This window comes from Sphingomonas sp. S-NIH.Pt3_0716 (assembly GCF_003950715.1).
Taxonomy (GTDB): domain Bacteria; phylum Pseudomonadota; class Alphaproteobacteria; order Sphingomonadales; family Sphingomonadaceae; genus Sphingobium; species Sphingobium yanoikuyae_A.
In genome coordinates this window covers 1-26,617 of sequence record NZ_QLJK01000045.1, presented here as the reverse complement: position 1 = coordinate 26,617, position 26,617 = coordinate 1, and the positions used below count along the sequence as shown (strand labels likewise).

At 60.5% G+C, this 26,617-nt stretch carries 19 protein-coding genes and 1 pseudogene; 6 read left to right on the top strand and 14 right to left on the bottom strand.

What is annotated here, in order from left to right:
* Nucleotides 1-158: 158 nt before the first annotated feature.
* The 3 genes and pseudogenes from BRX37_RS23900 to BRX37_RS23890 form a co-directional block, all read right to left on the bottom strand.
* Complete coding sequence (locus tag BRX37_RS23900) at nucleotides 159-449, bottom strand: hypothetical protein (RefSeq protein ID WP_017503095.1); 291 nt, start codon at nucleotides 447-449, stop codon at nucleotides 159-161.
* A 54-nt stretch (nucleotides 450-503) separates the two neighbouring features.
* Entirely contained in the window at nucleotides 504-1,070 is a 567-nt protein-coding gene (locus BRX37_RS23895; RefSeq protein ID WP_063976883.1) for a type 1 glutamine amidotransferase domain-containing protein, read from the bottom strand.
* Nucleotides 1,071-1,376: 306 nt separating this feature from the next.
* Nucleotides 1,377-2,476 (bottom strand): annotated as a pseudogene (locus BRX37_RS23890) (IS3 family transposase).
* Nucleotides 2,477-4,490: 2,014 nt separating this feature from the next.
* Between BRX37_RS23890 and BRX37_RS23885 the strand changes: the two are divergent.
* Nucleotides 4,491-5,117: an outer membrane beta-barrel protein gene (locus BRX37_RS23885; protein ID WP_318276903.1), complete on the top strand. Its 627-nt coding sequence runs from the start codon at nucleotides 4,491-4,493 to the stop codon at nucleotides 5,115-5,117.
* 352 nt (nucleotides 5,118-5,469) lie between these two features.
* Here the strand turns inward: BRX37_RS23885 and BRX37_RS23880 are convergent, their stop codons facing one another.
* Complete coding sequence (locus BRX37_RS23880) at nucleotides 5,470-7,614, bottom strand: catalase (RefSeq protein ID WP_081261095.1); 2,145 nt, start codon at nucleotides 7,612-7,614, stop codon at nucleotides 5,470-5,472.
* Nucleotides 7,615-8,584: 970 nt separating this feature from the next.
* Complete coding sequence (locus BRX37_RS23870; RefSeq protein ID WP_017503103.1) at nucleotides 8,585-9,139, bottom strand: outer membrane protein; 555 nt, start codon at nucleotides 9,137-9,139, stop codon at nucleotides 8,585-8,587.
* Between the two features lie 553 nt (nucleotides 9,140-9,692).
* Between BRX37_RS23870 and BRX37_RS27485 the strand changes: the two genes are divergently transcribed.
* Nucleotides 9,693-10,121 carry a hypothetical protein gene (locus BRX37_RS27485; RefSeq protein WP_234781650.1) on the top strand — a complete coding sequence of 143 codons (429 nt, stop codon included), beginning with the start codon at nucleotides 9,693-9,695 and terminating at the stop codon, nucleotides 10,119-10,121.
* Nucleotides 10,122-10,123: 2 nt separating this feature from the next.
* The gene (locus tag BRX37_RS23865; protein ID WP_234831876.1) at nucleotides 10,124-11,323 is read left to right on the top strand and encodes a GGDEF domain-containing protein; all 1,200 of its coding nucleotides are present in this window, start codon (nucleotides 10,124-10,126) and stop codon (nucleotides 11,321-11,323) included.
* 57 nt (nucleotides 11,324-11,380) lie between these two features.
* Here the strand turns inward: BRX37_RS23865 and BRX37_RS23860 are convergent, their stop codons facing one another.
* On the bottom strand, nucleotides 11,381-11,590 hold the full coding sequence (locus BRX37_RS23860; RefSeq protein ID WP_063977112.1) for a hypothetical protein: 210 nt from the start codon (nucleotides 11,588-11,590) through the stop codon (nucleotides 11,381-11,383).
* A 210-nt stretch (nucleotides 11,591-11,800) separates the two neighbouring features.
* Here BRX37_RS23860 and BRX37_RS23855 point away from each other — a divergent pair, with 210 nt between their 5' ends.
* Nucleotides 11,801-12,577, top strand: coding sequence for a glutathione S-transferase (locus BRX37_RS23855; protein WP_318276902.1), 777 nt, complete (start codon nucleotides 11,801-11,803; stop codon nucleotides 12,575-12,577).
* A 9-nt stretch (nucleotides 12,578-12,586) separates the two neighbouring features.
* Here BRX37_RS23855 and BRX37_RS23850 read toward each other — a convergent pair whose 3' ends face one another.
* From BRX37_RS23850 to BRX37_RS23815, 8 genes are all read right to left on the bottom strand, one after another.
* Nucleotides 12,587-13,426: a formate/nitrite transporter family protein gene (locus BRX37_RS23850; protein ID WP_063977111.1), complete on the bottom strand. Its 840-nt coding sequence runs from the start codon at nucleotides 13,424-13,426 to the stop codon at nucleotides 12,587-12,589.
* 58 nt (nucleotides 13,427-13,484) lie between these two features.
* The gene (locus BRX37_RS23845) at nucleotides 13,485-15,329 is read right to left on the bottom strand and encodes an acetyl-CoA hydrolase/transferase C-terminal domain-containing protein (RefSeq protein WP_063977110.1); all 1,845 of its coding nucleotides are present in this window, start codon (nucleotides 15,327-15,329) and stop codon (nucleotides 13,485-13,487) included.
* Entirely contained in the window at nucleotides 15,326-17,419 is a 2,094-nt protein-coding gene (locus tag BRX37_RS23840; protein ID WP_234781648.1) for a 3-hydroxyacyl-CoA dehydrogenase NAD-binding domain-containing protein, read from the bottom strand. Before BRX37_RS23840 ends, BRX37_RS23845 begins: the two co-directional genes overlap by 4 nt.
* A gap of 8 nt (nucleotides 17,420-17,427) precedes the next feature.
* Nucleotides 17,428-18,714, bottom strand: coding sequence for an acetyl-CoA C-acetyltransferase (locus BRX37_RS23835; protein WP_063977108.1), 1,287 nt, complete (start codon nucleotides 18,712-18,714; stop codon nucleotides 17,428-17,430).
* Entirely contained in the window at nucleotides 18,711-20,957 is a 2,247-nt protein-coding gene (locus tag BRX37_RS23830) for an acyl-CoA dehydrogenase (protein WP_125989824.1), read from the bottom strand. Before BRX37_RS23830 ends, BRX37_RS23835 begins: the two co-directional genes overlap by 4 nt.
* A gap of 264 nt (nucleotides 20,958-21,221) precedes the next feature.
* Entirely contained in the window at nucleotides 21,222-21,449 is a 228-nt protein-coding gene (locus BRX37_RS23825) for a hypothetical protein (RefSeq protein ID WP_063976109.1), read from the bottom strand.
* Between the two features lie 28 nt (nucleotides 21,450-21,477).
* Complete coding sequence (locus tag BRX37_RS23820; RefSeq protein ID WP_125989822.1) at nucleotides 21,478-22,773, bottom strand: PQQ-dependent sugar dehydrogenase; 1,296 nt, start codon at nucleotides 22,771-22,773, stop codon at nucleotides 21,478-21,480.
* On the bottom strand, nucleotides 22,770-23,198 hold the full coding sequence (locus BRX37_RS23815; RefSeq protein ID WP_069339012.1) for a DUF2231 domain-containing protein: 429 nt from the start codon (nucleotides 23,196-23,198) through the stop codon (nucleotides 22,770-22,772). Before BRX37_RS23815 ends, BRX37_RS23820 begins: the two co-directional genes overlap by 4 nt.
* A gap of 182 nt (nucleotides 23,199-23,380) precedes the next feature.
* On the opposite strand from BRX37_RS23815, the gene BRX37_RS23810 reads away from it, so the two are divergent.
* Nucleotides 23,381-24,349 carry a cytochrome c oxidase subunit II gene (locus BRX37_RS23810; RefSeq protein ID WP_125989820.1) on the top strand — a complete coding sequence of 323 codons (969 nt, stop codon included), beginning with the start codon at nucleotides 23,381-23,383 and terminating at the stop codon, nucleotides 24,347-24,349.
* Nucleotides 24,346-26,617, top strand: a 2,272-nt coding sequence (locus BRX37_RS23805) for a cbb3-type cytochrome c oxidase subunit I (protein ID WP_125989818.1), incomplete at its 3' end; no start/stop codon positions are given. The genes BRX37_RS23810 and BRX37_RS23805, both read left to right, overlap by 4 nt.

Here is a 26,617-nt window from a genome sequence, read left to right as displayed (position 1 = left end):
CCTTTTCGGCCCCATCGGCTACATCCCGCCCGCCGAGGCCGAGGCAAACTACTATGCAGCCAGAGAGACCCTCGATATGGTTGCATGACTCAATTCAAAATGCCTCCGGGAAAGCCGGGGTGGTTCACTGGGTCATATGGAGGATACCAAGCCTTGCCTCAGGGAGCGTTTGAATTATCGGCGTCAGGCCGCTTCCGCGTCTGCTTGTAACTCACCGCAGGGCTATTTGTCGCCATGGATGGCTTGGTCTTGCAGGCGGATTGCGCGTTCTGCGCCACCGTCTTCTCGAAAGTCCGCTTGAGCAGCCACCCGACCGCGAAGGTGACCGTAGCTGTGACGGCTGCGCGCGCTGCGGTTTCCGCAATCCCGATCTTCACTGCATCCTGCATCGCTTCATCATAAGACTTGCCAAAAGCGCGATTCCGCGCGGTCTTCTTACGAAACATCATAGACCCTCACCCTGTTGAAATATCGATGGCGGCTGCATTTCCGCCCGTTCAGAATCAGTCCCGCGCTGTCAAGCGCGATGGCGTATCGGCAAATGCCTCGATGAGCGCAGAACAGAATGCCGGCAGGTCTTCAGGACTGCGGCTGGTGATGCATTGGCCATCGATCACTACCTTCTCATCGACCCAAAGGCCGCCAGCGTTCTGGATATCCGTCTTAATTGACGGGAAGGAGGTGAGCGAATGGCCTTTAGCGATCTTGGCTTCAATTAAGAGCCATGGCGCGTGGCAGATCGCACCGATCGTTTTTCCAGCACCGAAAATTGCTTCGACAAAGGATATCGCCTCGGCGCTCGCGCGCAACTTGTCGGCGCCGACACTGCCGCCGGGAATGACCAAGCCATCAAATGAAGCCGGATCCGCCTCAGAAAATACGGTATCGACGGCATACTCGCCACCAGGATCAAGATCATTAACATTGGTGCGCGCTTGGCCAGGTTGAAGGCCGATCACTTTGACGCACGCTCCGGCCTTCCTAAGTGCGTTCATGGGCTCCACAAATTCCACTTCTTCTGTACCGCGCGGAGCGATAAGAACGGCGATCGTACGGCCGTTGAGCGACATGGCGACTCCTTTGGAAATGATGTCTTGACTTGGTCAGATGACTGTTCAACGGCCAGAAGCGCAGCAGGATCCGCTAATCCCGCAAACTCAAGGCTCGAGCTAGTTAGACTTTGCGCGATCGGCTGTGTGGGCTGGTTTCAGTCGAAGTGCGTATAACGCGAGTCCCAGAGCCTCGGATATCATCGCTGCTCTTCGAGTCTGATCTGCCCCCCGCTGAGTGGCCCAGAGACTATGATAGTCTGGACCACGATGACCCTCACCCCAACACTGGTCCGGCCTTTGTGAGAAAAGCCGGCTGCTTTTGGATCAGGGCAGGCATGCCTGCCCTGATCCAAAAGCGTGCTCCATCGGGGTCTGGTTGCCGAGGGAGCTGTGCGGACGGACCTCGTTGTAATCGATCCGCCAAGCCTCACATTTTACCCGAGCATCGTCCAGGCTCAAGAACCAAAAGGCGTTGAGGCATTCGGCCCGGACGCGGCGGTTGAAGGACTCGGCGAACGCGTTGTCCGTCGGTTTGCCGGGGCGGCTGAAGTCGAGGACGACACCGTGCGTCCAAGCCCAAAGATCCAAATCCTTCGAGATAAATTCCGGCCCATTGTCCAGGCGAATACGCTGCGGTCGCCCATGCCTAGCCGCAACCCGTTCAAGGGTTTGGACGACATCGGCACCGCGGTAACTCATCCTGACATCGAGTACCGGCGATACCCGGCTGAAGTTGTCGATGATCGACAGCACACGGATTTTACGACCGTCGAAGAGCTGATCCGACAGGAAGTCCATCGACCAGCATTCGTTAGGCGCCGACGCTGGTGCCCTGTCGTCACGCAGCTTCGCCTTCACCTTGCGCTTAGGCGTCTTGTTGCGCAGTTGCAGGCCCATCTCGCGGTACAGCCGATGCGTCCGTTTGTGATTGATCTTCCATCCTTCTCTCCGCAGCAGGACATGGATCCGCCGATACCCGTAGCGAACACGGGTCGCGGCCAGCTCCCTGATCTTCATCTTGAGGCCGGCCTGATCGAGGCGACGTGACTGGTAGCGCTGGGTCGATCGGTTGATCGGAAACGCGCTGCAGGCCCGCCGTTCGCTCACTTGGTAGCTCGTCCGCAGTTAGCTGACGATTTCCCGAGCTCGATCAGGCCTTACATTTTTCGGCGGATGACATCCTGCAGCATCTCCTTGTCCAGGCTCAGGTTCGCCACGAGGCGCTTGAGGCGGACATTTTCCTCCTCCAGTTGCTTCAGCCGCTTCATCTCCGACGGCATCAAGCCGCCATATTTGCTCCGCCATCGGTAGTAAGTTTGAACTGAGATGCCCGCCTTCCGGCACACCTCCTCAACGGTCGTTCCGTCCTCAGCCTGCTTGAGAATGAACGCGATCTGTTGCTCGCTGAATCTCGACGTTTTCATCCACGGTTTCCCTTGTTCGGCATTCGCCAAACCTAACCGAGAATTTCTCTCCAAACTCGGACCAGTTTACGGGGAGCAGGTCAAGTGCCTTCGCCCATCTTGCGATAGAGCGTCGTGGGGAAAGCACGGTGCGGGCCAGAACGGTTCTGAGTCCTATGATACGGTCAGGGCTATTCACGGGGTCGATTTCTTCAAATCACGATGTTGCAGGCGCCCCCGGCCAAAAGAATTGGGTACCTTACCCTCCCGGACAATAGACTTAGTCAAGGCGAGCCTTCACGGCGTTGCGGTGTCGTGGACGTTGGTGGCAGGTGGCGCACAGCCGGGTATCCATCGTGCGCGCCTAATCACGGCGCACGAACCTCGCTTCAAAGCTTCCTTTTGCATCGTTGCAAGGTGCACACGCGGGGGCAAGGTTCCCCACGCCATTGTTCCTGTCCAGCGTGAGCGCAAAAACGTGATTGATTACCCGCGCAGGCGTGATCCGGCTTCGTGTCGAAAGCATCGACAAAGCAGCTCCTTGGCTAGAATGCCGGTGCAAAGGCGCCGTTAAGCGGATGTGGGTTCGAGGTGTTGCGATCGATCAAGGCGCTGGGCGGTTGTCTGGCGGCCAATATCGAGAGTTTATCGGGCTTCAAGTGTTCAATGCAATGTGATTGGACGGCCCCAACCGCTGAACGGCGTCACCGGGGTAACGATAACACCTTCGGGACCGTCCGCCTCCGATGCTACGTCTTTTGGGACTTCAAGTCAAAAAATGGCCCGACCAGGGAGCGGATCGGGCCAGCTAATATTCGCCGCTACTGAATTCGGAGCGCCGGGAAAATGGCGATCTCTTGTGGTGCTGGTATGCGCCAAAGGTGCGAAAATCGGGTTAATCGTCGCGGAAAAAGGAACGGCCCATCCGACAGTTCGGATGGGCCGAGTTTATTTGAAGGCTTGTTACAGCCTTCGGGTCGCGATCGACGCATGCGCTGTTCCGCGATCGTTGGCAACCATTAATCTGATGTTCATTTTCTGAACGTCCCAATTCAGGCCGGTTGCGCGATCCGCTCGATCATCTTCGCTACGCCGGTTGGGTCTGTAGCGATCATCTGCAGGAGGACGCGGGCGGGTTGATCCGGGGCGCGGCGGTTCTGCTCCCATCCTTTCACCGCCGGCAGCTGCAGATGGTCCACCTCGCCAGATCTGGCCTGAGACAGTTTCGTCGCTGCACGGACGGCCCTCACGTCAACCGGCTAAAGGACCAAAACTCTTAGCGCTTGCTCGCATAATAATCCTTCACATCGTTCCGACCGGACATGATTTCGGCTAAATCTTCGTTATCAACGACCATTATCCTTTTTTAATTTATTTCGCTGAGTGATTGGCTTGCTTGTTCTGTTCTTTTGTTAGATTTATCTAATTTTACTTTGACAGAATGGTGACAAAAAACCGTCTCATCGGCGTTCTGGTAATAGGTGATCACCCGGCAACTACTGCTCTTACACTTTCCTTCACGCGGCACCCGGAGCTTGCGAACCGGCTACCGCCTGTGATGATGTCGCCGATTTGTCGGGCTAGCGGCAACGTGATCAACGATAGCGGTGCGCTCGTCATCAAGATGGCTGCCGCTTTGGCAGCGTTGAGATAGGTTGGATTTTCCACGACCGTCTGATGTCCCTCTACGCCAATGACGCCTAGGTAGTGACGTAGTTGGAGCGTTTGGGGATCGGCCGCCATGAGTCATGGCCGAACATCGACTACAAAAATCTGGAACTAATAGATCGTTCGGTTCGGCCTGATCTGTCTCAGATCGAAGCCTGCAGCCTGGTGAATCAGGCCGTGGCCCGACTGCGTTCCATCACTGTAAGAAAGGAGCCTTTCAATCTGCAGATATAAGCGATTGTTGACCAGGCTGCGGCAATGAATAGATTACAAGCATCTTCATACTCATCACGCTGAGCAATTAACCGATCAATAAGTATCATCTGCCATGACACCCCACCAAATACAACGATTCAAGGGGTTAACCGTGGTCAAGTTCATCGTTTGCGCGGCATCTGTTGCTATCGCCGCTCCTGCTCTCGCTCAGAACGCCTCCAACTTCGAAGGCGGAAAAGCCGGTATCGTTCTCGGCTACGACACGGTGAACTTTGATTATGGTTACGATGTCGATGCGTCCGAAAGCGGCATGCTGTATGGTGTCACGGCGGGCTATGACTTCGCCCTCGGCACCAGTGGTGCAATCCTTGGTATCGAAGCCGAGGCATCGGATTCCACCACGAAAACGTCGGCGCACGACATTTTGTTCGAGGGTGACAAACTGTCGCTCCTCGCTGATCGTGACCTGTATATTGGTGCCCGGATCGGCTTCGCGGTCTCCCCCAACATGCTGCTTTATGCCAAGGGCGGCTACACCAATGCCCGCCTCAAGCTCCGCTATTCTCTCGATGGCGACAGTGCAAGCATCGGCGACAATATCGATGGCTATCGCATCGGCGGAGGCGCTGAATTCACCAACGGTTCAAACTTCGCGCGCCTTGAATATCGTTACAGCGACTATGGGAAATATGTGTATCGCGAAGGCGACATCGAACTCGACACCGGCGTCAAAATGTCGCGTCACCAAGTTGCAGTAACTGGCGGTTTCCATTTCTGACGATATAGCGATTTAGCGACTCGCCCTTGGACGACGGTCCAGGAGCACCGGCCCCGATCATGGAAATGGTCGGGGCCAATTTCGTTTCAGGCCGCCATTTTCCTTTTGCCGCAATGACCGCGCTGCGATAGCCAAGCGATACGGCTTGCTCCCCCAGGGCCTGGAACCGTGTCCTCTTGAACTGTGACGGCTAGGCTCGATGGAGTGTGCTTTGCGCCGCGGATGAATTTCGCCCAGTCCAGCCTCCAGTCGAAGGTGGAGTATGACTCTACTAATAGGCAGCGCTGAAACTGGTAGCACAGAAAGGCCCGCATGCGCAGTATTAGGGCGCATGCGGAACCAGCAGCTTATCTCACGCCAGATCTCGGATCTTTGGTTCTCGCGCCCAATGTCGTTTGGGTCCCTTGTCCAGGAGCATTTCGTTTGGAATGACACCATCGTCCTTTTCTACCCCTGCCTTGTCCAGAATGATCTGCGTGCCGGGGCAATGGGCGATGGTTTTGCAATGCCCATAGGCGTCCATGAACCATTGAACTGCAGCGCCCTGCTTCGACAGTTTTTCCGCGCTTTCCGGCATCAGCACGGACGCAATCGCATCGAACAGTACCGACGGCGAGCCATCGAGCTTTCCATCCGCTTGGAGTGTCCCGCCCTTGACGTTGAGGGCACCGACTTTCGGCGCAACCAGAAAGACGCTGCCGCCCGCTTTCTCCACGCCTGCCTTGATCTTCTCCACCATCGCTTTGTCGGAACCCTCTGCAAACAGAATTCCGACCTTACGGCCCGCAAAGCCATCCTTGGCATTCTTCTGGATGGAAAGAGCGTCAGAAACGGGCATCTCCACAATTTCTCGGGCCGCTGGCGCCTTTTCAGGTAGAGCGATCGCCAGCCCATCGGCGACTCGTTGCGCCAGAACCTCGTCAACGTTGCGCAGACGCGCGAGAACCCGTAGCCGCACATGAGGCAAGGCCACCTTCGACAATTCGAAGACGATGGCTGATGCGATGTGCGCCTGCTCATTCTGCGTCTGCGACAGATAGAACATCCGAGCCTGGCTATAATGATCGGCAAATGTTTCGGCACGTATCCGCATCTTTTCAGTTGGATCGTTGCGCTCGCCATTATCACTAAAGGATGTGAACCCGGTTTCGGACGCGACGCGGGGACCACTATCCTCACCCACCTCATTCAGGCTGTTTGGTTCGTAATTGGCGCGCCCCTTGGGAACCAGCGTCTGCATCAACCCGTCGCGCTGCATATTGTGGAATGGGCATTTTGGCGCATTGATCGGAATTTGATGAAAGTTGGTCGTTCCCAAACGCGACTTTTGCGTATCGAGATAAGAGAAAAGTCGCCCCTGCAGCAGGGGGTCATTCGAGAAGTCGATGCCTGGAATGAGGTTGCTGGGCAGGAAGGCAACCTGCTCCGTCTCGGCAAAGAAATTGTCGACATTGCGATTGAGCGTGAGACGCCCGATGATCTCGACAGGAATATCCTCTTCGGGGATCAGCTTGGTTGCGTCCAGCACATCATAGGGCTGTTCTGCCGCCCAAGCCTCATCGAAAATCTGCACGCCCAGATCCCAGGCGGGATAATCACCGCTGGCAATGGCTTCGTACAGATCGCGGCGATGAAAATCGGGGTCGGCGCCTGCCGTCTTCACGGCCTCATCCCAGACCTGGGACGCGACGCCCAGAACCGGTTTCCAGTGGAACTTCACGAACTTGCCGTCGCCCTGTTCGTTGATGAAGCGGAAGCTGTGGACGCCAAAACCTTCCATCATCCGCAAGGACCGAGGAATGGCCCGATCGGACATGGCCCACATGATCATGTGCATGCTCTCTGGCATGAGTGACACGAAATCCCAGAACGTATCATGGGCGCTCGCCGCCTGGGGATAGCCGCGATCCGCTTCCATTTTGACCGAATGGATAAGGTCAGGAAACTTTATGGCATCCTGAATGAAGAATACCGGAATGTTGTTGCCGACCAGATCCCAGTTGCCGCTATCGGTGTAGAATTTCACTGCGAAGCCGCGCACATCGCGCGGTGTATCGACGGAACCCGCGCCACCGGCCACAGTCGAGAAGCGAACGAACACGGGGCAATGCGCACCTTTCTTCTGGAAGATGCTCGCTTTGGTAACATCAGTAATGGCCTTGGTGCATTCGAAAATCCCATGGGCGCCAGAGCCGCGGGCATGTACGATCCGTTCAGGGATGCGCTCATGGTCGAAATGGAAAATTTTCTCGCGCAGGACGAAATCTTCTAGTAGCGTCGGACCGCGAGCGCCCGCCTTGAGGCTGTTCTGGTTGTCTGCGATCCGGTGCCCGAAATTGTCTGTGAGGGCATCACCGGATTGCTCTGCCTTCAGCTTCTGTTGCGTCTCTCCACCTTCTCCGGCCGTCGTCTCATAATCGGGACTTCCAGCTCCGGGCCGGTGATCAGCCAGACTATTTTCCAGAGCTGCATCACTCTTGGGACCCGAAGCGGTCATATCAACTCTCCCTGATGATCATGCGAGGCTGCGATCGTCGCAGCAGACAGACCTCTAACTTGAAGCAGCAGGCTGGGTTCCGGCGAGAGGCAAGAAGATGTCCAGAACCAATCTCGATCAATATGAACGTGGAATGTTGGCAGCGCGGGATTTGATCGCATGAAACCGGCCGTCACAAATTGTGAGAACCTTCTGTGGATATACCCCTTTTCGCGCGAAGTGCCGTCAATGACGTGGTGATATCTTTGTCATCCGATATGGCGGATATCGGTGGTAATCAGGTTCTGATTGCGACCGACAGGCTGACGCGTGTCCCCCGCATTCATGCTCTACATCATGCTGGCATTTGGAGATGATCTCTGCTCGGGTGGCAGCGGCTCTAATGAATTATGCCGACACTGGGAGCGCATCGGCTCGCGCTAATTGGCCATCACGCGTTGACGGCGACGGGAAGGCACCGCTCGTGATCCACAGCCCATCCGTCCGACATTGTTATAATGCCCCTCCACCACTCAGTGCTCGGGCCGCGGAACATAGCAAGACTGCCGATTCTGGGGAGCGCATTCCAAAGGACGCCGTCAAACGCAAAACGCCAACAGGAATCGCAGTTGAGCGGTACATGCCTGAATGCGTGCTCTTCGCTTCCGCTATCTGGGTGCGGAATGCGAAGTTCGCTCGGCACATCACGATGGCTACCATCGGGAAAGCGAATCTCAATCGTCATTCGCAAGCCTCCAAAATCCTGCAACAAGCGCAGTAGCCAACGCAAAACGCCTTGAGATATAACGAGTTCACGGTCTGAGAAAATTCGCAGGACAGGCGGACTAGCCCAACAGATTCTAGCTGAACAGCGGATCGGCCCCTACTGTAGTTGCAAGCACAACTCCATGGCACCACCCGTGTTCCACTTGAGGCATTTGCGTCCCAGGGAAGGGAACGCCTCATCCCCTCCCCTGGACAATGCTATTTTTTAGAAGTGGAAAATGACGCCAGCCATGGGGCGGAAGCTGTCCCAATCATAGGTGTCGACCTGCACGCGCAGGCGCACACCGCTGCTGCCTGTAACCCCGCCGAGGCCGATCTCCTTTGGCCCCACTTCGACACCCGCACCGTACATCCAGTCCTTCTCGTCGGGCCAGCCGCCTTTGCCATTGACCCACTGGTAGCCGGCCGAGGCGTAGATCAAGCCACTCTCGCCTGCGCGGGCGCCCACACGGCCCTTCACGCCATACTCCCAGTCAATGTCACTGAAACCCTTCGAGGCGTTCCCTTCCACCCCGACAAACACCGGCCCGAGCGGCACGTTCACGCCCGCGATGCCGCTGATCAGAGCGCCGTTCATGATCGTCTCGCCCGGAACGCTGCCGAACTCGGTGCCGCGGTCAAAGGTGTGATAACCGCCGAGAATGCCGACATACGGCTCGATACCGAAGGCCTTGCTGCCATCGGGTGCGGTATCGTCCTGGGCCATGGCAGCAGTCGGCAGTGCCAGGCAGCCCAGCAATGGGAGAATGATCTTCATCATGATGTACGTCCCTGTTTGATTTTTTAACGAGGCTCAAACTAAAGGACATGCGCAACGGTTGCTCGATGCAAAAACAATAATGCTGATGTTGCAATTTTGACACTATTAGGATGCCATCGCCAAGGCCTTCTGCAATGAAATTATCCAAAAAACTGCATTCTCTAAATTTGTTTCGGCATCGTTACGTAATTTCAGCAAGAATATCATGATGCCACTCCTGCAACATGACCAGGACTATCTTTAACTTGGATTAAATTTCTTGCTCTGCGACTCTGAGATATTTTTGGCCTTCGTCAGTCTAGGGCGAGAACTGACGCAATACAGGCGGATCGCTGCCTGCAGCGGACCCAGTTGCCATGCACCCGCGCCCGGCATCGTCGTGCATTTCATACTAAGCGCGCGCGATGAACGGGCGCATTCTGACCACGGGTTTATCCCGACAAGTTCTGGCGATTGCCTGCCCCATGCTCTCTCGATCGCACTGCTACTCTTGGGCTGGGCACCGCCTGCGCGCGCTGAATTGCTACGCATTGGCGATCCCCTATCTCACGCAGTGAACCGATCGATCGCCCCTAACGACATGCGCCCATCCCATTTTGCCTGTAATGGTGATCCTAATGGCTATCAGAAGGGTACATTGTGGCTCCATGCCGCCTTGCCCCGAGGCTCGCGCGATCATGAGGATCTGTCGCTGATCATCCACAGCTCTCGATTTGATCGACTCGTCGTGCGCTTCATCTATCGTGACGGTGCCGTCGAGCAGCAACATGTCCGGAGCGGTAATTTCGGGACCTATTGGAGAGCTGGCGGCCAACTCGCGTTCCGCGCGCCCTATCGCGACGTTCCTGTCGTGGCCTTCACCTTGAGATTTGACAAAGTGGCGAGCGCGCATCTCCTGCGGATGAGGCTTGTCGCGCGTGGTGAAGAAGCCACCCAGACAACTGGCTTGGCTACCTTGACCGTGCTGCGCTCGTTCTGCTGATTGTGGGCGCGATTTATAACGCCTCACTGGCTCTTGCCGTCCGTCAGCAACATGCCGGCTGGCAGGCTGCATGGGCATTCTGCATGGTCATATGGGGGGCGTGCTGGTCGCAACTTCATCTGTTCTTCTTTCCCTCCATGGCTAGCGCGGTATCGGCGCAAATCTGCACTGGTCTCTCCTGTCTCGCCATCACGCTCGCCACTTTGAGCGCCGTCACTGCTCTTGAAAGACAGCATCTCGACGCGGGGTTGAGGCGCACAGCCCTGGGCCTCACCGCAAGCGTGTGCGCATTGGGCTTACCGCTTTCGCTGATGCGTTCGGGGCCGTTCGACATGCTCGGCAATCTGCTGGGATTCCTGGTCCGGGCCAATCTGACGGCGGTCGCATCCTGTATTGGCCAGGCATGGCGACGGGGAAGCAGCGCGGCGCAGAGCCTCGGTGGGGCCTGGGCACTGCCAATGACCGTTCTTGCGTCGACCAGCTTTTTCGACGCGGACGCCATGTTCTGGGGCGGTGGGTCGCAAATTCTGGTCCTGTTCGCAGCGGCCTGGCAAACATTGTGGCTCTCAGCTGGCGCTTCGCGTGCTCATGCCCGGTTGCGGATGGAACGAGACTTCGCCCGGCTCGCAGAGGCTAAGGCCCATGAGCTTGCCCGCCGTGACGTTTTGACAGGGCTGCCAAACCGACGGGGTTTCACGGAACGAGCCGGCGGGATGCTTGAAGGCTTGCCTGCGTCAGGCGCGCTGGTTGCCCTGCTCCTGATCGACGTCGATTGGTTCAAGTCGATCAACGATGTCTATGGTCATGAGGCTGGCGATCACGTTCTGGCAGCTATTGGCCGCTGCATCGCACGGCATGAAAGTTCCTCCTGCGCCGTGTGCCGCCTGGGTGGGGAGGAATTTGCGATGATGATCACAGGAGCTGAAATTGGGAACATCGAGCAATTTGCAAAAACCCTGCGGCGAACTTTGGCCAATCTGAGCCACGGCGACATCATCGGTAATCGCATGGTGACGGTGAGTATCGGCGTGACAGCCTCGGCATCCCGCGTTGACTTTGGCACGCTTTACCGGCTGGCAGACGAAGCGCTTTACGACGCCAAGCGCGGGGGGCGCGATCAGATCGCAATCCGCCTGGGTGAGTGGGCGGGCGCTCGTCAAAATGACAGACCCCTTTCGCCTGACGTGGTTGCAGCGGGTTGAGGTGCTCCGGCCCGGCGACGCCTCGCCTTTGGCGCGCGCCGGGCTGGCGACCATATCTCAGCACAGAGGCTTGTCCGGCTCGAAGTCCCACAGTCGAGGCCGGTTCGAAGCATCGCGCTGCTCACGTGCGCCGCCACCGGCACGGCGCCGCATTTCTGCAAAAATTATCTGGTCGTCACCGGTATGGCGCTCGCTTTGAATAAGACGGAAGGCTTCCATCAGGTCACCCTCATCCCATTGGCGAACCGAACCTATTTCATTCGACATGCGTCCCAAGCTCCCTGCGCACCTGCACCATCATTGCCGGAAAAGACCTTTTTCGAGGCTATGCCCCCATCGAAGCTTCGGTCTCATCGCCTGCGTCGGCCCCGAAACTGCCGCTGCAAACTGCGGAGGGCAGCTGGCGTCGGACAACGCGAACTCCGCCATTGTGTTCCTGCGCACCGCTATAGCCCGACGGTTGCCCGCTAGATTTCCATGGCAACCAATATGTTCAGGAAAGCCTTCTGGCAAAGGTGCCGACGTAAAGGAGGGATGAAGGTGGTGAAGGATTTCGAGCTATATTATTGGCCATTGCCATTCCACGGACAGTTCATCAGGGCCGCGCTTGATTTCGCGGGCAAGAGCTGGAACGAACATGATGAGGGTGAGATCGCCGCCCTGATGAAAATGGCTCCGGAGGATCAGCCGGTGCCCTTCATGGGGCCACCCCTCCTGATTGATAATGAAACCGGATTAGCCCTGTCGCAGATGCCAGCAATCATGGTCTATCTGGCAGAACGTCTTGCCCTTGTGCATGGCGGTACCCGCGAACGCGCCTTGACGGTCAAGCTCGTCAATGACGCGAATGATATCATTGACGAACTGACGCTGGATGGCGGCCGGCAGATGTGGACGGAGGATCGATGGGCCAGCTTTATTCCTCGGCTGGTGAAATGGATGCGCATCTGGGAGGCTGTGGGCACAACCAACGGCCTTGAAGCTGGAGACGGTTTCATGCTCGGCATCGCAAAGCCAGATCTGGCCGATATCGTGACCGTGACATTATGGGGCACAATGGCCAGCCGCTTCGGCGCGATCGCTGCCATGCTCTCCCAACATGCGCCTGCAACGATGGAGCTGGTCCAGCGTCTGCGCGCTCATCCTGCCTTGGCGAGGCTCGAGGCAAGAGGCGTGACGCGCTATGGCGACGCCTATTGCGGCGGGGAAATCGAGAAGTCTCTGCGCGCAGTTCTGCCCGCCGGCGGTGTTTGAAACCGAACGCTATCCCCCTTCGGTAAGGTCGCTTCGCATCTGCCCATGGGCCAGGACCGCGAACAGGCCGCTTCCACCGATGATATTACCGACCAGCGCAGGGAGGGAGAAGCCGAACCAGGCCTGCTGGAAACTGACCTCGCCGCTCAGCCAGAGGAAGCTGATCTGGGACGAGCCGGTGACGACATGCGAAAAGCCGCCAAGGCCGATGACATAGGTCAGGAGGAAGATCACCCAGAATTCGCTGCCCCTGGCATTGGGCAGGGCCCAGGCAATCGCGGCCATGATGAAGCCCGCCGGAATGCCGAGCATCAGGGTTTTCGACCAGTCCTGCCATTCGAGCTTGGCGAGAATATCCAGCGCCACGATGCGCTGTTCATGCGTGATGATGACCTCACCGGCCATCAGCGCGCTCACGAGTGTGACGCCGACAAGGTTCCCGGCCAGCACGCAGGCCCACAGGCGCGCGAGGCGGCCCAGATTGCCAAGGCTCGGACGGGTCGCGACCGGCAGCACCGCTGTGACCGTGCTTTCGGTAAAGAGCTGCAGCCGCCCCATGATCACGATCAGATATCCGACCGGATAGCCCAGCAGATAGATGAGGGGCGCCCAGTCTGTGTCGGGCAGCCTTGCCCGCAGGAAGAGTTCGGACATGAGCGACAGGGTGATAGCGAGGCCGGCGGCCAGGCCAGAAAGCATCAGGGCCAGGATCGGTCGATCCAGCTCTTCCTCGCCCTGGAGCCGCACAACCTCATGGACGACCTTTGCCGAACCCGTGCTGCGCTCCTCGACATGCGCGGCCTCTTCCGCGTCAAGATCGGGGTGCGGGCTATCCTTGGCTTCATGCATCTGGTCCCTTCCCCTGTCTGCCGAAATGACGTCTGCCTCTCTCGCCGCTTTCCTGTTCTTACTGTCCGGCACTGCGCAAGGCTCCCAGGATGAGCGCACGGTAGCTATGCTCCCTGACGCCATGGGGCGCATCCAGCCCCATGCGCTCGAGCGCGGCCAGTTCCGCTTCGTCGGGCTGACCACCGCGCAGGCCGCGCGCAATCAGGGCGGCCAGCTGGGCGGGTCTTGCCGCATGGTCTGCCAGATATTGCATCGCCGGCAGCAACTGCTGCTCGATCTGCGTAAAGTCCGTGCCGAACGGGAAGGACGGAAATGTCTCGGTGGGCATGGCCGCGCTGATCCGCTCGGGCAGATTATTCCTTTGTGCTTCGGGAATGTCCCAGTCGGTCGCTATCTTGCCCGCGGAACGTGCCTTTTCCAGAAGTTCGCCCTGAAAGCGGCTGTCGGCGATGGCGATCAGGCGCTGGATGACCTGCTCATCGCTTTGGCCGCGCAGGTCTGCAACGCCATATTCGGTCACGACCATGTCGCGCAAATGGCGCGGGATGGTTTCATGGCCATAGCTCCAGACGATATTGGACCGGGTCTCGCCCTTGTGACGCCGGGTGGCGGGCAGGGTGATGATCGAACGCGCGCCGTCGAGTTCGAGCGCCTGCGCCACGAAATTATACTGCCCGCCTACGCCGCTGACGACCTGGCCATCTTCAAGCCCGTCCGAGATCGTGGCGCCCAGCAGCGTGACCATCATGGCGCTGTTGACGAAGCGGGCCTTTTGCCGCGCCTTGCGCTTGGCCGCTTCGTCGCCAAACAGCGCATTGATATAGCTGATCTCGCGCATATGGATGCGATCGCGCAGCTTCTCGTCCATGTCCCGCAGCGCGGCGTAGAAGCTGCGCGGGCCAACGAAGAAGCCGCCATGCACGATCGCCCCATCGACTTCACGCTTGACGATGCCGGCCCTAATGAGATCGAGGAAACAGTCGACCAGCATCTCGGTCGGCGCATATAGGCCTTCCTCAAAGGGGCCGGTTTCCCATGGCTCGGGAGCGCCCAGCCGGTCGAGCGTTGCGCGATAGGCACCGGGCTGTTCCTGCCGCAGGATCAGGCTGTGGGCGATCGCGTCGCCGATCGCGCCGATGCCGATCTGAAGCGAGCCGCCATCGGCTATCAGCGCGGCCACATGGGCGCCGATGGCGTGCTGGGCAGGGCTTACGGGTTGGCGTGGCGGCCCGAAGAGAGGAAAGCGCGTGTGCGCGCTATCGAGAATGATGGCGAACCGATCGGACGGGATTTCGGCCGGCCCGCGCATGAAGGGCAACTCGTCATTGACCTGTCCGATCAGGGCAAAATCGGCCCGGCCCCGATCGCGCTCGGCCAGCAGGTCGAGCGTCATGTCGCTATTGCAGCTGAGGCTATAGCTGTTCCCCCGTCGCGCGACGATCTGCGCCACGACATTGACGCCCTGGTCGATCAGATAGCGCATCGCATGGGTATAATTGGCTGCGATATAGTGGCGCTGCGCGTCCCCATTGCCGAGCCGGCTGCCGGCCTGGAAGAAAAATTCATTCACCTCGATATTGGCCGGCATCTCGCCTGCGCGCTGCGCCTGCGCATAGGCAAAGCGGGGATATCCGCCCATTGTCCGCTCGAACACGGGCTCGAGGAAACGACGCTCGAGGTCCGTGCCAAGCGAGGGCTGCTCGAGCGTGAGCGCCGTGAAGATACGAAGCCTGATGGCGGGATCAGCGCTGGCACGGGCGAAGAGGGCATTGACGACATGAGGCGCCTTGCCAAGGCCCAGCGGCAGGCCAAGGACGATATGCCCGTCGGTGCGAGCGATGATGCGGTCGGCTACCTCTTCTGCCGAACCAAGTTCCAGGGGCTCGATTTCGCCGGTCCTCATTGCAGCATGTCCCAGCCCGGATCGGGCCGGAACCGCTCGCCATGGGCTTCGCGCAGCCCCTCCAGCACGGCTTTGACTTCGCCAACGCCGCGTGCGCGGGCATAATGGAGCGGTCCGCCACGAAAGGGCGCAAATCCGGTGCCGAAGATCATGGCCGCGTCGATGATATCGGGATCATCGGTCACCTTCTCGCGCAGGACCGCGACGGCCATGTTGAGCATCGGCATGATGAGCCTGTCAGCCATGTCCGGCGCGGGCGGGGCGGCGCTGTTTCTGACTGCATGGCCATCCTGCCAGGCATATATGCCTTTGCCGGATTTTGCCCCCAGATGACCCGCCGAAACCCTGTCGTGGAGCCAAATCGGCGTGGCGGGCATGGGCCAGTCCAGTTCGCGTTTCAGCATGTCGGCAACCGCAAGGCCGATATCGAGGCCGACCTGATCGGCAAGTTCCAGCGGGCCCATGGGCATGCCGAAATCCATTGCCGCCCTGTCGATCGTCTCGGGCGCGATGCCCTCGTCCATCATCGTCATCGCCTCGACCAGATAGGGGGTGAGGATCCGGTTGACGATGAAGCCGGGGGCGCTGCGGGCCGGGGCCGGCAGCTTGCCTATCATGCCGACAAAGGCTTTTGCGCTGGCCTCGACCTGCGGATCGACGCCGTCATGGCTTATGACCTCCACCAGGTCGAGCCGCGACACGGGATTGAAGAAATGGATGCCGATCAGCCGCTCGGGATGGCGTAACCCCTCGCGCAATTGCTCAAGCGGAATGGAGGAGGTGTTGGTCGCCAGGATTGCGCCGTCCTTCATGCGTGGCTCGGCGCTCGCATAGAGGGTGCGCTTGAGATCGGCCTTTTCCGGGGCAGCCTCGATCAGGAGGTCGGCTTTGGCGATGCCCGCACCATCCGGGTCAGGGATCAACCGATCCAGCGCATCGCGAACCTTGAGCCGATCTCCATGGGCGAGCTTTTCGTACAGCTTCGCGGCTCGGCCAAGAGCAGCGCCAATCGGCTCTGGCTTCACGTCGGAAATGCTGGTGCGCAGACCGCGCCAGGCGCACCAGGCCGCGATGTCGCCGCCCATCGCGCCCGCACCGATGACATGGACATGGGCGATCGTCTTCGTTTCCGGCCCAGCCAGTGTCTTGAGCTTCTGGCGCAGGAAAAAGGCGCGGATGAGATTTTGCGCGCTGTCGCTCATCATGAGACGCGCGAAGGAGATGATCTCCGCCTGTTTCATCGCCTCCCGGTCGCCACCATGAGTTTCCCAAAGGTCGATGAGCGCATGGGGCGCGGGATAATGGGCCAAGGGTGCCCTGGCTTCAGCCTGGCTGCGCATCTGCCGCGCCGCCAAATGGCGGACTGGCGCGGCGTCCTTCAGGCGATCCAGCAATGCCTGACGGCCCTGATCCATATTTCCATCTACCGCTGCGATGATGGAGGCGTGGACGTGGCGCTCGGGGACGACCGCATCGACCAGCCCCATGTCTTTCGCATAGCCAGCATCGATCGACTTGCCGGTCAGCATCAGTTCCATCGCCGCGATCGGATCGCATAAATGGGTAAAGCGCGCCGTGCCGCCGAGCCCTGGATGCAGGCCAAGCTGCACTTCGGGGAAGCCGAGCCTTGTCCATTCGATGGCAATGCGCTGATGGCACGCCAGCGCGACCTCGAGACCGCCACCCATGGCATAGCCGTGGATGACCGCAATGGTCGGAAAGGTCAGCGCTTCGAGACGGTCGACGATCGCATGCGCGGCGGCGATCCGGTCGCGCACCATCGCCTCGTCGCGCATGTCACGAAATTCGCTGATATCCGCGCCGGCAAGAAAGCCCTGTTTCTTGCCTGAGCGAATGACCAGCGCCCGGGGCGCACGGTCCGCCATCATGTCGAGTATATGGTCAAGCTCTTCGAGCACGGCCTGGGACAGCAGATTGGTGTCCGTTCCCTGCTGATCGAGGACAGCCCAGCCAATGTCTTGGGCGTCGCGCGTGAAGCGCCAGTGATGCAGGGCCTCCGCGCGATGGGGCGCGGGACCGGTCTCCAGATCGCGATCGGCCAGAAAGGACCAGACAGGATCGTTCATCATGGTCTCCTTCACAGCCGTTCGATCAACATGGCGCCGCCCTGGCCGCCGCCGATACATTCGGTGGCGATGCCGCGCCTCAGCCCGAGCCGCTCCATCGCTTGAACGAGATGCAGCGCGATCCGCGTGCCACTCGTGCCCACCGGGTGCCCCAGGGAAATCGCGCCGCCATCGACATTGAGGCGCGAGGGGTCGATGCGCCCGGCTACCCCCTCAAGGCCCAATATGGTACGACAGAAGTCCTCGTCCTCCCATGCCGCAAGACATGCCAGCACCTGCGCAGCGAAGGCTTCATTCAATTCCCACAGATCGATGTCCGCCAATGCATGACCATTGCGTTTGAGGAGTGCCGTTGAGGCGAGCACTGGGCCTAGGCCCATGATGGCGGGATCAATCGCCGACCACTGGCTGTCGATGATCCGCGCGCGGGGCATAAGGCCATGGCGCTCGACGGCCTCTTGCGAGGCGAGGATGGTCCAGCAGGCGCCGTCGCTGATCTGCGAACTATTGCCCGCAGTGACCTTCCCATAAGGGCGCTCGAAAACGGGCTTCAGCGTCGCGAGCTTCTCTGTGCTGCTGTCGGGCCGCACGCCATCATCCTGGGAATATACGGTCCCATCCCTGGCAAAAGCGGGAACAAGTTCGCCCTCCAGCCATCCCTCCGCTTGCGCCCGGGCAAGACGCTTGTGGCTTTCGACCGCATAGGCGTCCGCGTTCGCCCGCGAGATTGAAAAGAGGTGCGCCAATATTTCCGCTGTCTGACCCATGCCAAGATCGGTGATGGGATCAGTGAGGCCGCGTTCCAATCCGATGATGGGCTTGAGGAAGTCGGGGCGAAATCCGCTGGCCGCTTTGAGCGAGGCCAGGGGGCTGTTCTTGTCGCCCTGCATCGCGGCGAACCATTGGACGGCATCCTGCCGAAACACGAGGGGCGCGTGACTGAGCGCTTCGGCACCGCCGGCCAGGATGAGGTCGCTGCCGCCATCGGCGATATAGCGGTAGGCGGTGTCCATCGACTGCATGCCTGAACCGCAATTGATCTGAACGGTAAAGGCGGTCGTCTGCGTCCCGCAGCCCAGACGCAGCGCGGCGATACGCGCCGGATTGGCTTCATCGGCGATGACGTTGACGCACCCCAATATGACCTGATCGAAATCGGTGGGGGCAAATTTCTGCCTCAGCAGGAGCGGGCGCCCACATTGCACCGCCAGGTCAACAGGCGTGAACGGACCGGGGCCGCCGCGCGCTTTGAGAAAGGGCGTGCGGGCGCCATCGACAATATAGACCGGCCGGCTCATTCGGCGGCCTGCGCCAGGTCCGATGCAGCAGCATTGCGCGGCAGCTCCTCGGGTGCAAAATCATCCACGGCGATGACGTCCGCGACCGCGCGATCGGCTTCTTCAAGCTGCGCCAGTTCTGCGCTCGACAGCAGGCCGCGCTCGCGCGCCTTGGCCCAATCCTTGATCCGCGCCTTGCGCAGCCGGTCGTGGATAGGCTGGGTATCGACCATCAGGCGGAAGGCTTCGGTCAGGCGGGCGACGGGTTCTTCCGGGCCGCCGATGAAGACATTGTCGATCAGCCGTTCGCGCGCTGGGCAGGGTTCCAGGATGATCTGCGCGCACTGACGGATGGTCCGGTCCGTCGGGCCATGGCGACGGCGGCCAAAGGGGAGGATGAACAGGCGTAGCATCCAGCCCACGGGCCGCGCGGGAAAATTCTCGATGATCTCGACGAATCTTTGCTCGATCGTGGCAAAGCCGCTGTCCATGCACCAGGCGAGCAGGGGAAGGTCATCATCCTGGCGCCCTTCATCCTCCCAGCGCTTGAGCGCGCCGGAAAGAAGATAGAGTTCCGACATTAAGTCGCCCAGCCGGGCGGACAGGAGTTCGCGCCGCTTGAGCTCGCCGCCCAGGGTCAGGAAGGATATGTCGGATATGAAGGCAAAGGCCGCGGCATAGCGGCTCATCTGGCGATAATAGCGGGTCGCGCGCCCGGCCTTGGGCGCTGGCGCAAACAGGCCACCGGTCCAGTTGCGCGCGAAGGCGCGGATCGCGGTCTTGAGCGCGTGGCCCACATGCTTCCACAGCACATCATCGAACTGCGCCAGCGCCCGCCCGCGATTGGCATCTGCGACCGCGCGGATTTCCTTGAGAAGATAGGGGTGGGAGCGGATCGCGCCCTGGCCGAATACCATCAGGCTGCGGGTGAGGATATTGGCGCCCTCGACCGTGATCCCGACCGGGATCGCGCGATACTGGTTACCCAGATAATTATTGGGCCCGTCGATCACGCCCTTGCCGCCATGCACGTCCATCGCGTCGTTGATGACGGTCCGCATGCGTTCGGTCGCGTGGAGCTTGAGGATCGAGGAAATGACGGCGGGATGGTTCCCCTGATCGAGCCCCGCGCAGGTAAGGCGGCGCGCGCCATCGAGCAGATAGGCATTGGCCGCGATCCGCGCCAGACGCTCCTGTATCCCCTCGAACTTGCCGATCGGCAGGTTGAACTGTGAGCGCACCCGCGCATAGGCGCCGGTCGTATGGGCCGCAAAGGCGCCGGCGGCGGCAGACAGGGAAGGCAGGGAAATGCCCCGGCCGGCCGCCAGCGCGCTCATCAGCATTTTCCAGCCCTGACCGACGCGATCAGGGCCGCCGATGATGTTGTCGAGCGGGATGAACACATCATGACCCTCATTGGGGCCGTTCTGGAAACTCTGCATCGAGGGGATGTGCCTGCGCCCAATCGACACGCCGGGCAGGTCGGTGGGGACCAGCGCAACCGTGATGCCGATCTCCTCCTGCCCGCCCAGCAGATGGTCGGGATCGCGCAGCTTGAAGGCGAGGCCGAGCAAGGTCGCGACCGGACCCAGGGTGATATAGCGCTTGCGCCAGTTGAGGCGGATGCCCACCACCTCCTCGCCGTCCCACTGCCCCTTGCAAATGACGCCTTCGTCGATCATCGCCGCCGCATCGGAGCCGGCTTCGGGACTGGTCAGGCCGAAAGCGGGAATTTCACGTCCGTCCGCCAGCCGCGGCAGCCAGTAGCGCTGCTGTTCCTTGGTTCCAAAGCGCAGGATGAGTTCACCCGGTCCCAGGCTATTGGGGACCATCGCAGTGACCGCCGCAGATACGGATCGGGTGGCGATCTTGCGGACAATCTCGCTATGGGCGAAATTGGAGAAGCCAAGGCCGCCATATTCCTCGGGAATGATGATGCCGAAGAATTTTTCCTGCTTAAGATAGTCCCAGGCTTCCTGCGACAGGTCGTGCGTTTCCCAGGTCATGCGCCAGTCGTCGATCATGCCGCACAGCTGTTCGACAGGGCCATCCATGAATGCCTGTTCTGCGGCGGTCAGCCTGGCGGGCGGCACGGCAAGAAGCTGATCCCAATCCGGATTGCCGGTAAAAAGGGCCGCGTCCCACCAGCTGTTGCCAGCCTCGATCGCTTCGCTCTCCGTAGCGGAAAGCGCGGGCAGCGCTGCCTCGACGAGGGAGAAGATCGGGCGGGTGAGGATTTCACGGCGGGCGTTGGCAAGCATCATCTCTGTCCTTTTTGCTTGCCCCATGAACGCGGAAGACCCCGCACATGATCCGTCGCGACAGGAAGCCTCGCCTGAAAATCGGCCGCAAAATGTCCTTCGAACCAACAGCGGGTGCGGCGGCATGCGCGATGAAGCGCTCCATGGAAAGGACGGGCCGTTGCCCGATTGATGGCCGCCCGCAATGATCAGGGCAGTTTGTCGCCAATCCACCTTGCCAGTGCGTCCATCGCGATGGATTTGCTGGCGGGTGTCATGGCGGTTATGTCAATTTGGCGCCGACATTGTTTGCGAACTGTTGTCGCTATTGACCTCGTCTGCGCCGGTCTGGTCGGCCCTGAAATAGCCGATCGCAACCACGATGAGCAGAACCGCGATGACCAGCGCAAGGCTTGTGACCAATATGGATCGGGTCGCGGTCGTGCGCGATCCGCTGCGTGCCTCGACTTTCGAGAGATGGGTTACCGTTTCGCCATCTTCCTGTCGTTTCTCCATTTTCTCTCTCCTTGCTCTTTGCCTCATGTCAGCGACGGGTTGGGGCTATCCTCCAGACGCTGTTGGACAGGTCATCGGCGACCAGCAGCGCGCCATGGACCGGATCATAGCTTACGCCCACCGGACGTCCGCGCGCATGTCCATCCTTGATGAACCCGGTCAGGAAGTCCTGGGGTTTGCCGGCGGGGCGACCATTGGCGAAGGGGATGAAGACCACCTTGTAGCCGGCCAGATCCTGCCTGTTCCAGCTGCCATGCTGCCCGACGAAGGCGCCCTGCGCATAGGCGGGGCCAAGACCGGCGCCGGTTGCAAAGCTGATGCCGAGTGCCGCGACATGGGATCCCAGGGCATAATCTGGCCGGATCGCGCGTCGCACCATATCGGGCTGCTGCGGACGCACCCGCGGATCGACATTCTGTCCCCAATAGCTGTAGGGCCAGCCATAAAAGGCCCCGGGACGAACCGAAGTCATATAATCGGGCACCAGTTGCGGTCCGAGCTCATCACGTTCGTTCACCACGGCCCAGAGCCGGCGCGTCTGCGGCTCAACTGCAAGGGCTGTCGGATTGCGGATGCCCGAGGCATAGGTGCGATGCATGCCGGACTGGCGATCAACCTCCCAGATGACGGCGCGATCTTCCTCCACCGCCATGCCGCGTTCGCCGACATTGCTGTTGGAGCCGATACCGACATAGAGTTTCGATCCGTCCGGGCCGGCTGCGAGCGACTTGGTCCAGTGATGGTTTATGCGCGAGGGCAAGCTGGTCACCTCGACGCCCGGCGTAGTGATGCGCGTTTCGCCCTCACGATAGGGAAAGCGCAGCAGCGCGTCCTGTGTCGCAACATAGAGCTGGCCCTCGACCAGGGCGAGGCCATAGGGCGCATTCAATCCGGTGATGAGCGTACTGCGCAATTCGGCGCGGCCATCGCCATCGGCATCGCGCAGCAGGGTGATGCGATTGCCACCCTTAACCGATGTCTTCCCCATGGCCTTGATCTGGGTCGCGATGACATCCTTGGGCCGCAGGGCGGGGGCCGAACCGCCCGACCCTTCCGCCACCAGAATGTCGCCATTGGGCAGCACCAGCATCTGGCGCGGGATGGCGAGCCCCGTGGCGAAGGCCGTCACGCTAAAGCCGGCCGGTGCCGACGGCTTTTCATTCCCCCAGCCAGCGGGCGTCGCGATTTTCATCGGCGGCAGCAATGTCTGGCGCTGATCGGGCAGGTCCGGCCGGGCGCCGGTCTGGTCAAGGCCAGGCTGGCTGCGCCCGCAGGCGGCAAGTGCCAGGAGACTGGCGCCCAGGATGAAGGCACGCACGGTCATGGCCGAACCTCCCGATAACCCGCGAAGGCCGTCCAGCCCGCGGCAAGGGCAGCCAGGCTGCTGAGGAGGGAGAGGATGAGGCCGATGGTCCCGACTGAACTCCAGCCGTCGCGGCTATGCTGGAAGGCGTTGATGAGCCCGCAGGCCCACATCAGCGCCAACAGCAGCAGATAAAGGCCATGCTGCCGACGTGCCGACCCTTTGGCGCGCGCCAGTGCGATCAAGGCCCATAGCAGTACTAGGCCGCCGCCGATCAGCGCGCCGGTGATCAGCCAAGCCGAAAAATTGCTCCACTGGATTTCCGCGCTGTTGAGATAGGTGATGTCCGACAGCAGGGCAGCGGGAAACAGGGCGACCGGCCAAGCGAGCAGCAGGCCGTGAAGCGGATGGAGCAAGGGCCGGGTGCGCGGCGGGGCGCTGGGCAAAACATGTCTCCTTGTCGAAGAATGATCCCTCGCCAATGCGCCGGATGGCTTTTGGTTTCGCCGACACCGGCAATTCATCCACTTGTTACGAAACAGAAATGTTTGAACCGGATGCCGCTTCGCGTGTTGGCACGAAAGACGCTGCACACCGGATGCGGCGCGAAAGGGGTGACGCGGGCGCAATGCGCAATCCATGGCTCTGGACCATTTCACTGCTCGGCCTTGGAGCCTGCAATGCGCAGCAGTCGGCCCTCCATGTCTTCGGCGCCGAAGCGCGGCAGGTGCGCGAGATGGCGATCCTGTTGACCATCGGTGCGGCGATCATCGTGATGGTCATGGTCCTCATCTATGTTCGCGCGCTTCGCGCTCCGGAAGGGGCGCTCAGCCATCATGGCGGCATGCGGATCATCTTGTGGCTGGGCGCCATCGGCCCGGCCCTGATCCTTGGCGCGCTGCTTCTCTACGCTTTGCCTGCCATGCGCCCGCGCGACACGGCGCCTGGCGACCTCACCATTCGGGTCGAGGGCGAGCAATTCTGGTGGCGGGTCGCCTATGGGGCATCACGCGCAGGGCCTGGACTTGTTTCTGCCAATGAGATCCGCCTTCCCGTGGGGCGGACGGTGATCCTTGAACTCGGCGCGCAGGACGTGATCCACAGTTTCTGGATCCCCGGTCTTGCCGGCAAGATGGACATGATCCCCGGACGGACCAACAGGCTGGTCGTGCGCGCCGAAAAGGCCGGCCGCTTCCGGGGCGTTTGCGCGGAGTTTTGCGGCCTGTCGCACGCGCTGATGGCCTTCGACGTGATTGCCATGAACCCAGCGGATTTCGACGCATGGCTGGCGGACGCGCGCGGGGCCGGCAGGGGCCTGGGTTCATCGAGGGGCCAGTCCCTCTTCGATGCGCATGGCTGCGGCGCCTGCCATGCCATCCGGGGAACCGCGCATCATGCGGCAATCGGGCCTGACCTTAGCCGTTTCGGGCAAAGGCGGACGCTGGGGGCAGGGATATTGCCACCGACCACCGCCAATATCGCGGCCTTCATCCGTGCGCCCCAGATCGCAAAGCCAGGCGCGCGCATGCCCGCCTATCCCCAGCTGTCCGAGCAGGAGGCCATTGCCATTGCTCATTATCTCGAGGGGCTGAAATGAGCCTCCACGATCAGGATGACCCGGCGCTCCGCGCGGCGCAGGAAGAAAGGTTGCGCGCGGTGTGGGCACCGCCCAGGGGGATCTTCCTGCGCTGGACCGACTGCAACAATAATCGCGTCGGCGTCTGGTATGTGCTGACCGCCTTCGGCTTCATGCTCTTTGCCGGCATGCTCGCGCTCATCATGCGCACCCAGCTTGCCGTGCCCGACAATGATCTGGTCGGGCCTGGCACCTTCAACCAGCTCTTCACCCTGCACGGCTCGATGATGATGTTTCTCTTCGCCGTGCCGATGTTCGAGTCAGTGTCGATCATCCTGCTGCCGCAATTGCTGGGCGCGCGCGACCTGCCATTCCCCCGCCTGTCGGCTTTTGGCTACTGGTCCTTTCTGATTGGAGGGCTGTTCGTCGGGGGATCGATCTTCTTCAATGCCGCCCCTGACGGCGGCTGGTTCATGTATCCTCCGCTGACCACCCGCACAGACCTGTCGGGGCTCGGAGCCGACATCTGGATGCTGGGCCTTTCCTTCATCGAGGTGTCGTCGGTCGCGGCCGCCGTCGAACTGATCGTCGGCGTGCTCAAATGTCGACCGCCGGGCATGCGGCTCAATCTCATGCCGCTATATGCCTGGTACATACTGGTCGTGGCGGTGATGATCCTCTTTGCCTTTCCGCCGCTCATCGCCGGCGACATATTGTTCGAAATGGAGAGGCTGCTCGACTGGCCCTTCTTCGATGCGCGCCGGGGCGGGGATCCGCTCCTGTGGCAGCATCTGTTCTGGATCTTCGGTCATCCCGAGGTCTACATCATATTCCTGCCCTCGATCGCGCTGTTCGCGATGCTGGTGCCGACCTTCGCCAACCGCCATCTCCTGGGCTATCCGTGGATCGTGCTGGCAGCTGTGGGCACCGCATTCCTGTCGTTCGGGCTTTGGGTCCATCACATGTTCACCACCGGGCTGCCGAAGATCAGCCTCGCCTTCTTCTCGGCCGCCTCGGAAGCCGTGGCCATTCCGACCGGCGTCCAGATCTTCGTGTTCATAGCGACGCTGTGGGCAGGGCGGGTCACCTGGTCCACACCCCTTCTCTATGCGATCGGCAGCCTCGCCATTTTCGTGATTGGCGGCCTTACCGGCGTCATGGTAGCAGTCGCACCGTTCGACTGGCAGGCGCATGACAGCTATTTCGTCGTCGCCCATCTCCATTATGTGCTGATCGGTGGTACGCTGATGCCGCTTTTTGCCGGCCTCTATTATTATTGGCCGCTGGTGACGGGCAAGAAGCTGTCCGACCGGCTTGGCCGGATCGCTTTCTGGATGCTGTTTGTCGGTGCCAACCTGACCTTCTTCCCGATGCATCTTTCCGGGCTGATGGGCATGCCGCGCCGCGTCTTCACCTATCCGGCCGAACTGGGGCTGGGCGGGCTCAATATGGCGTCCACCCTGGGGGCCTGGCTGTTTGCCGCGGGGGTGGCGGTGATATGCGTCGATCTTAGCCTCTCGCCACGCCGGGTTCGGGCTGTCCGCAATCCCTGGAATGCGGGCACCCTGGAATGGCTTGCCCATCCCGAGGACGAGGATTGGGGCATAAGGTCGGTGCCATTGATCGAGAGCCGCTATCCGATCTGGGACCAGACAGATTTCGTGCGCAAGGTGGATGAGGGCCGCTTCTTCCTGCCCGATGCAGAGGAAGGGCGACGCGAGACGATCGTCACGAGCGTCCTTGATGCCCGGCCACTCGCAGTAATCCGTCTGGGAACCCCGAGCATCAAGCCCATGCTGACGGCGGTCGCGCTCGGCGGGGTCTTCATCCTCACCACCTATCATCTCTACTGGGCCGCGCTCGTCAGTGGTGTTGCCACACTCGCTCTGGCGCTGTGGTGGCTCTGGACCGGGACGGCCGAAATTCCCGAAAAGCCCTGCAAGCCGATCGGCCACGGCCTTGAGCTGCCGCTCTATCTCTCCGGGCCCTTGGCGCCAGGCTGGTGGGCGATGTTCATCACGATGATGGCCGATGCGACGGCTTTTGCCGGGCTCGTCTTCGGCTATTTCTTCTTCTGGACCCGCCATGCCGATTTCCCGCCGGTCGCTCTGGCGGACGGGCCCGGCATGGTCTGGCCCATGCTCGCATTGTTCTTGGGCATTGCAAGCTGGCTGCTGACGCTTGGCGCGCGCGAGGTGCATGCCCGCAAGCATGTCGGCATGGCTCGGCTCTGCCTCATGGTCGCGCTGCTACTCAGCCTTGCCGGGATCGGGGCAGGGCTGGCCGGCC

Excerpts from the sequence above, each read along its gene's own strand:
- BRX37_RS23900 (WP_017503095.1), bottom strand. The coding sequence starts at position 449 with ATGATGTTTCGTAAGAAGACCGCGCGGAATCGCGCTTTTGGCAAGTCT.
- BRX37_RS23895 (WP_063976883.1), bottom strand. The coding sequence starts at position 1,070 with ATGTCGCTCAACGGCCGTACGATCGCCGTTCTTATCGCTCCGCGCGGT.
- BRX37_RS23880 (WP_081261095.1), bottom strand. The coding sequence starts at position 7,614 with ATGACCGCTTCGGGTCCCAAGAGTGATGCAGCTCTGGAAAATAGTCTG.
- BRX37_RS23870 (WP_017503103.1), bottom strand. The coding sequence starts at position 9,139 with ATGATGAAGATCATTCTCCCATTGCTGGGCTGCCTGGCACTGCCGACT.
- BRX37_RS23860 (WP_063977112.1), bottom strand. The coding sequence starts at position 11,590 with ATGTCGAATGAAATAGGTTCGGTTCGCCAATGGGATGAGGGTGACCTG.
- BRX37_RS23855 (WP_318276902.1), top strand. The coding sequence starts at position 11,801 with ATGGCAACCAATATGTTCAGGAAAGCCTTCTGGCAAAGGTGCCGACGT.
- BRX37_RS23850 (WP_063977111.1), bottom strand. The coding sequence starts at position 13,426 with ATGCATGAAGCCAAGGATAGCCCGCACCCCGATCTTGACGCGGAAGAG.
- BRX37_RS23845 (WP_063977110.1), bottom strand. The coding sequence starts at position 15,329 with ATGAGGACCGGCGAAATCGAGCCCCTGGAACTTGGTTCGGCAGAAGAG.
- BRX37_RS23840 (WP_234781648.1), bottom strand. The coding sequence starts at position 17,419 with ATGATGAACGATCCTGTCTGGTCCTTTCTGGCCGATCGCGATCTGGAG.
- BRX37_RS23835 (WP_063977108.1), bottom strand. The coding sequence starts at position 18,714 with ATGAGCCGGCCGGTCTATATTGTCGATGGCGCCCGCACGCCCTTTCTC.
- BRX37_RS23830 (WP_125989824.1), bottom strand. The coding sequence starts at position 20,957 with ATGATGCTTGCCAACGCCCGCCGTGAAATCCTCACCCGCCCGATCTTC.
- BRX37_RS23825 (WP_063976109.1), bottom strand. The coding sequence starts at position 21,449 with ATGGAGAAACGACAGGAAGATGGCGAAACGGTAACCCATCTCTCGAAA.
- BRX37_RS23820 (WP_125989822.1), bottom strand. The coding sequence starts at position 22,773 with ATGACCGTGCGTGCCTTCATCCTGGGCGCCAGTCTCCTGGCACTTGCC.
- BRX37_RS23810 (WP_125989820.1), top strand. The coding sequence starts at position 23,381 with ATGCGCAATCCATGGCTCTGGACCATTTCACTGCTCGGCCTTGGAGCC.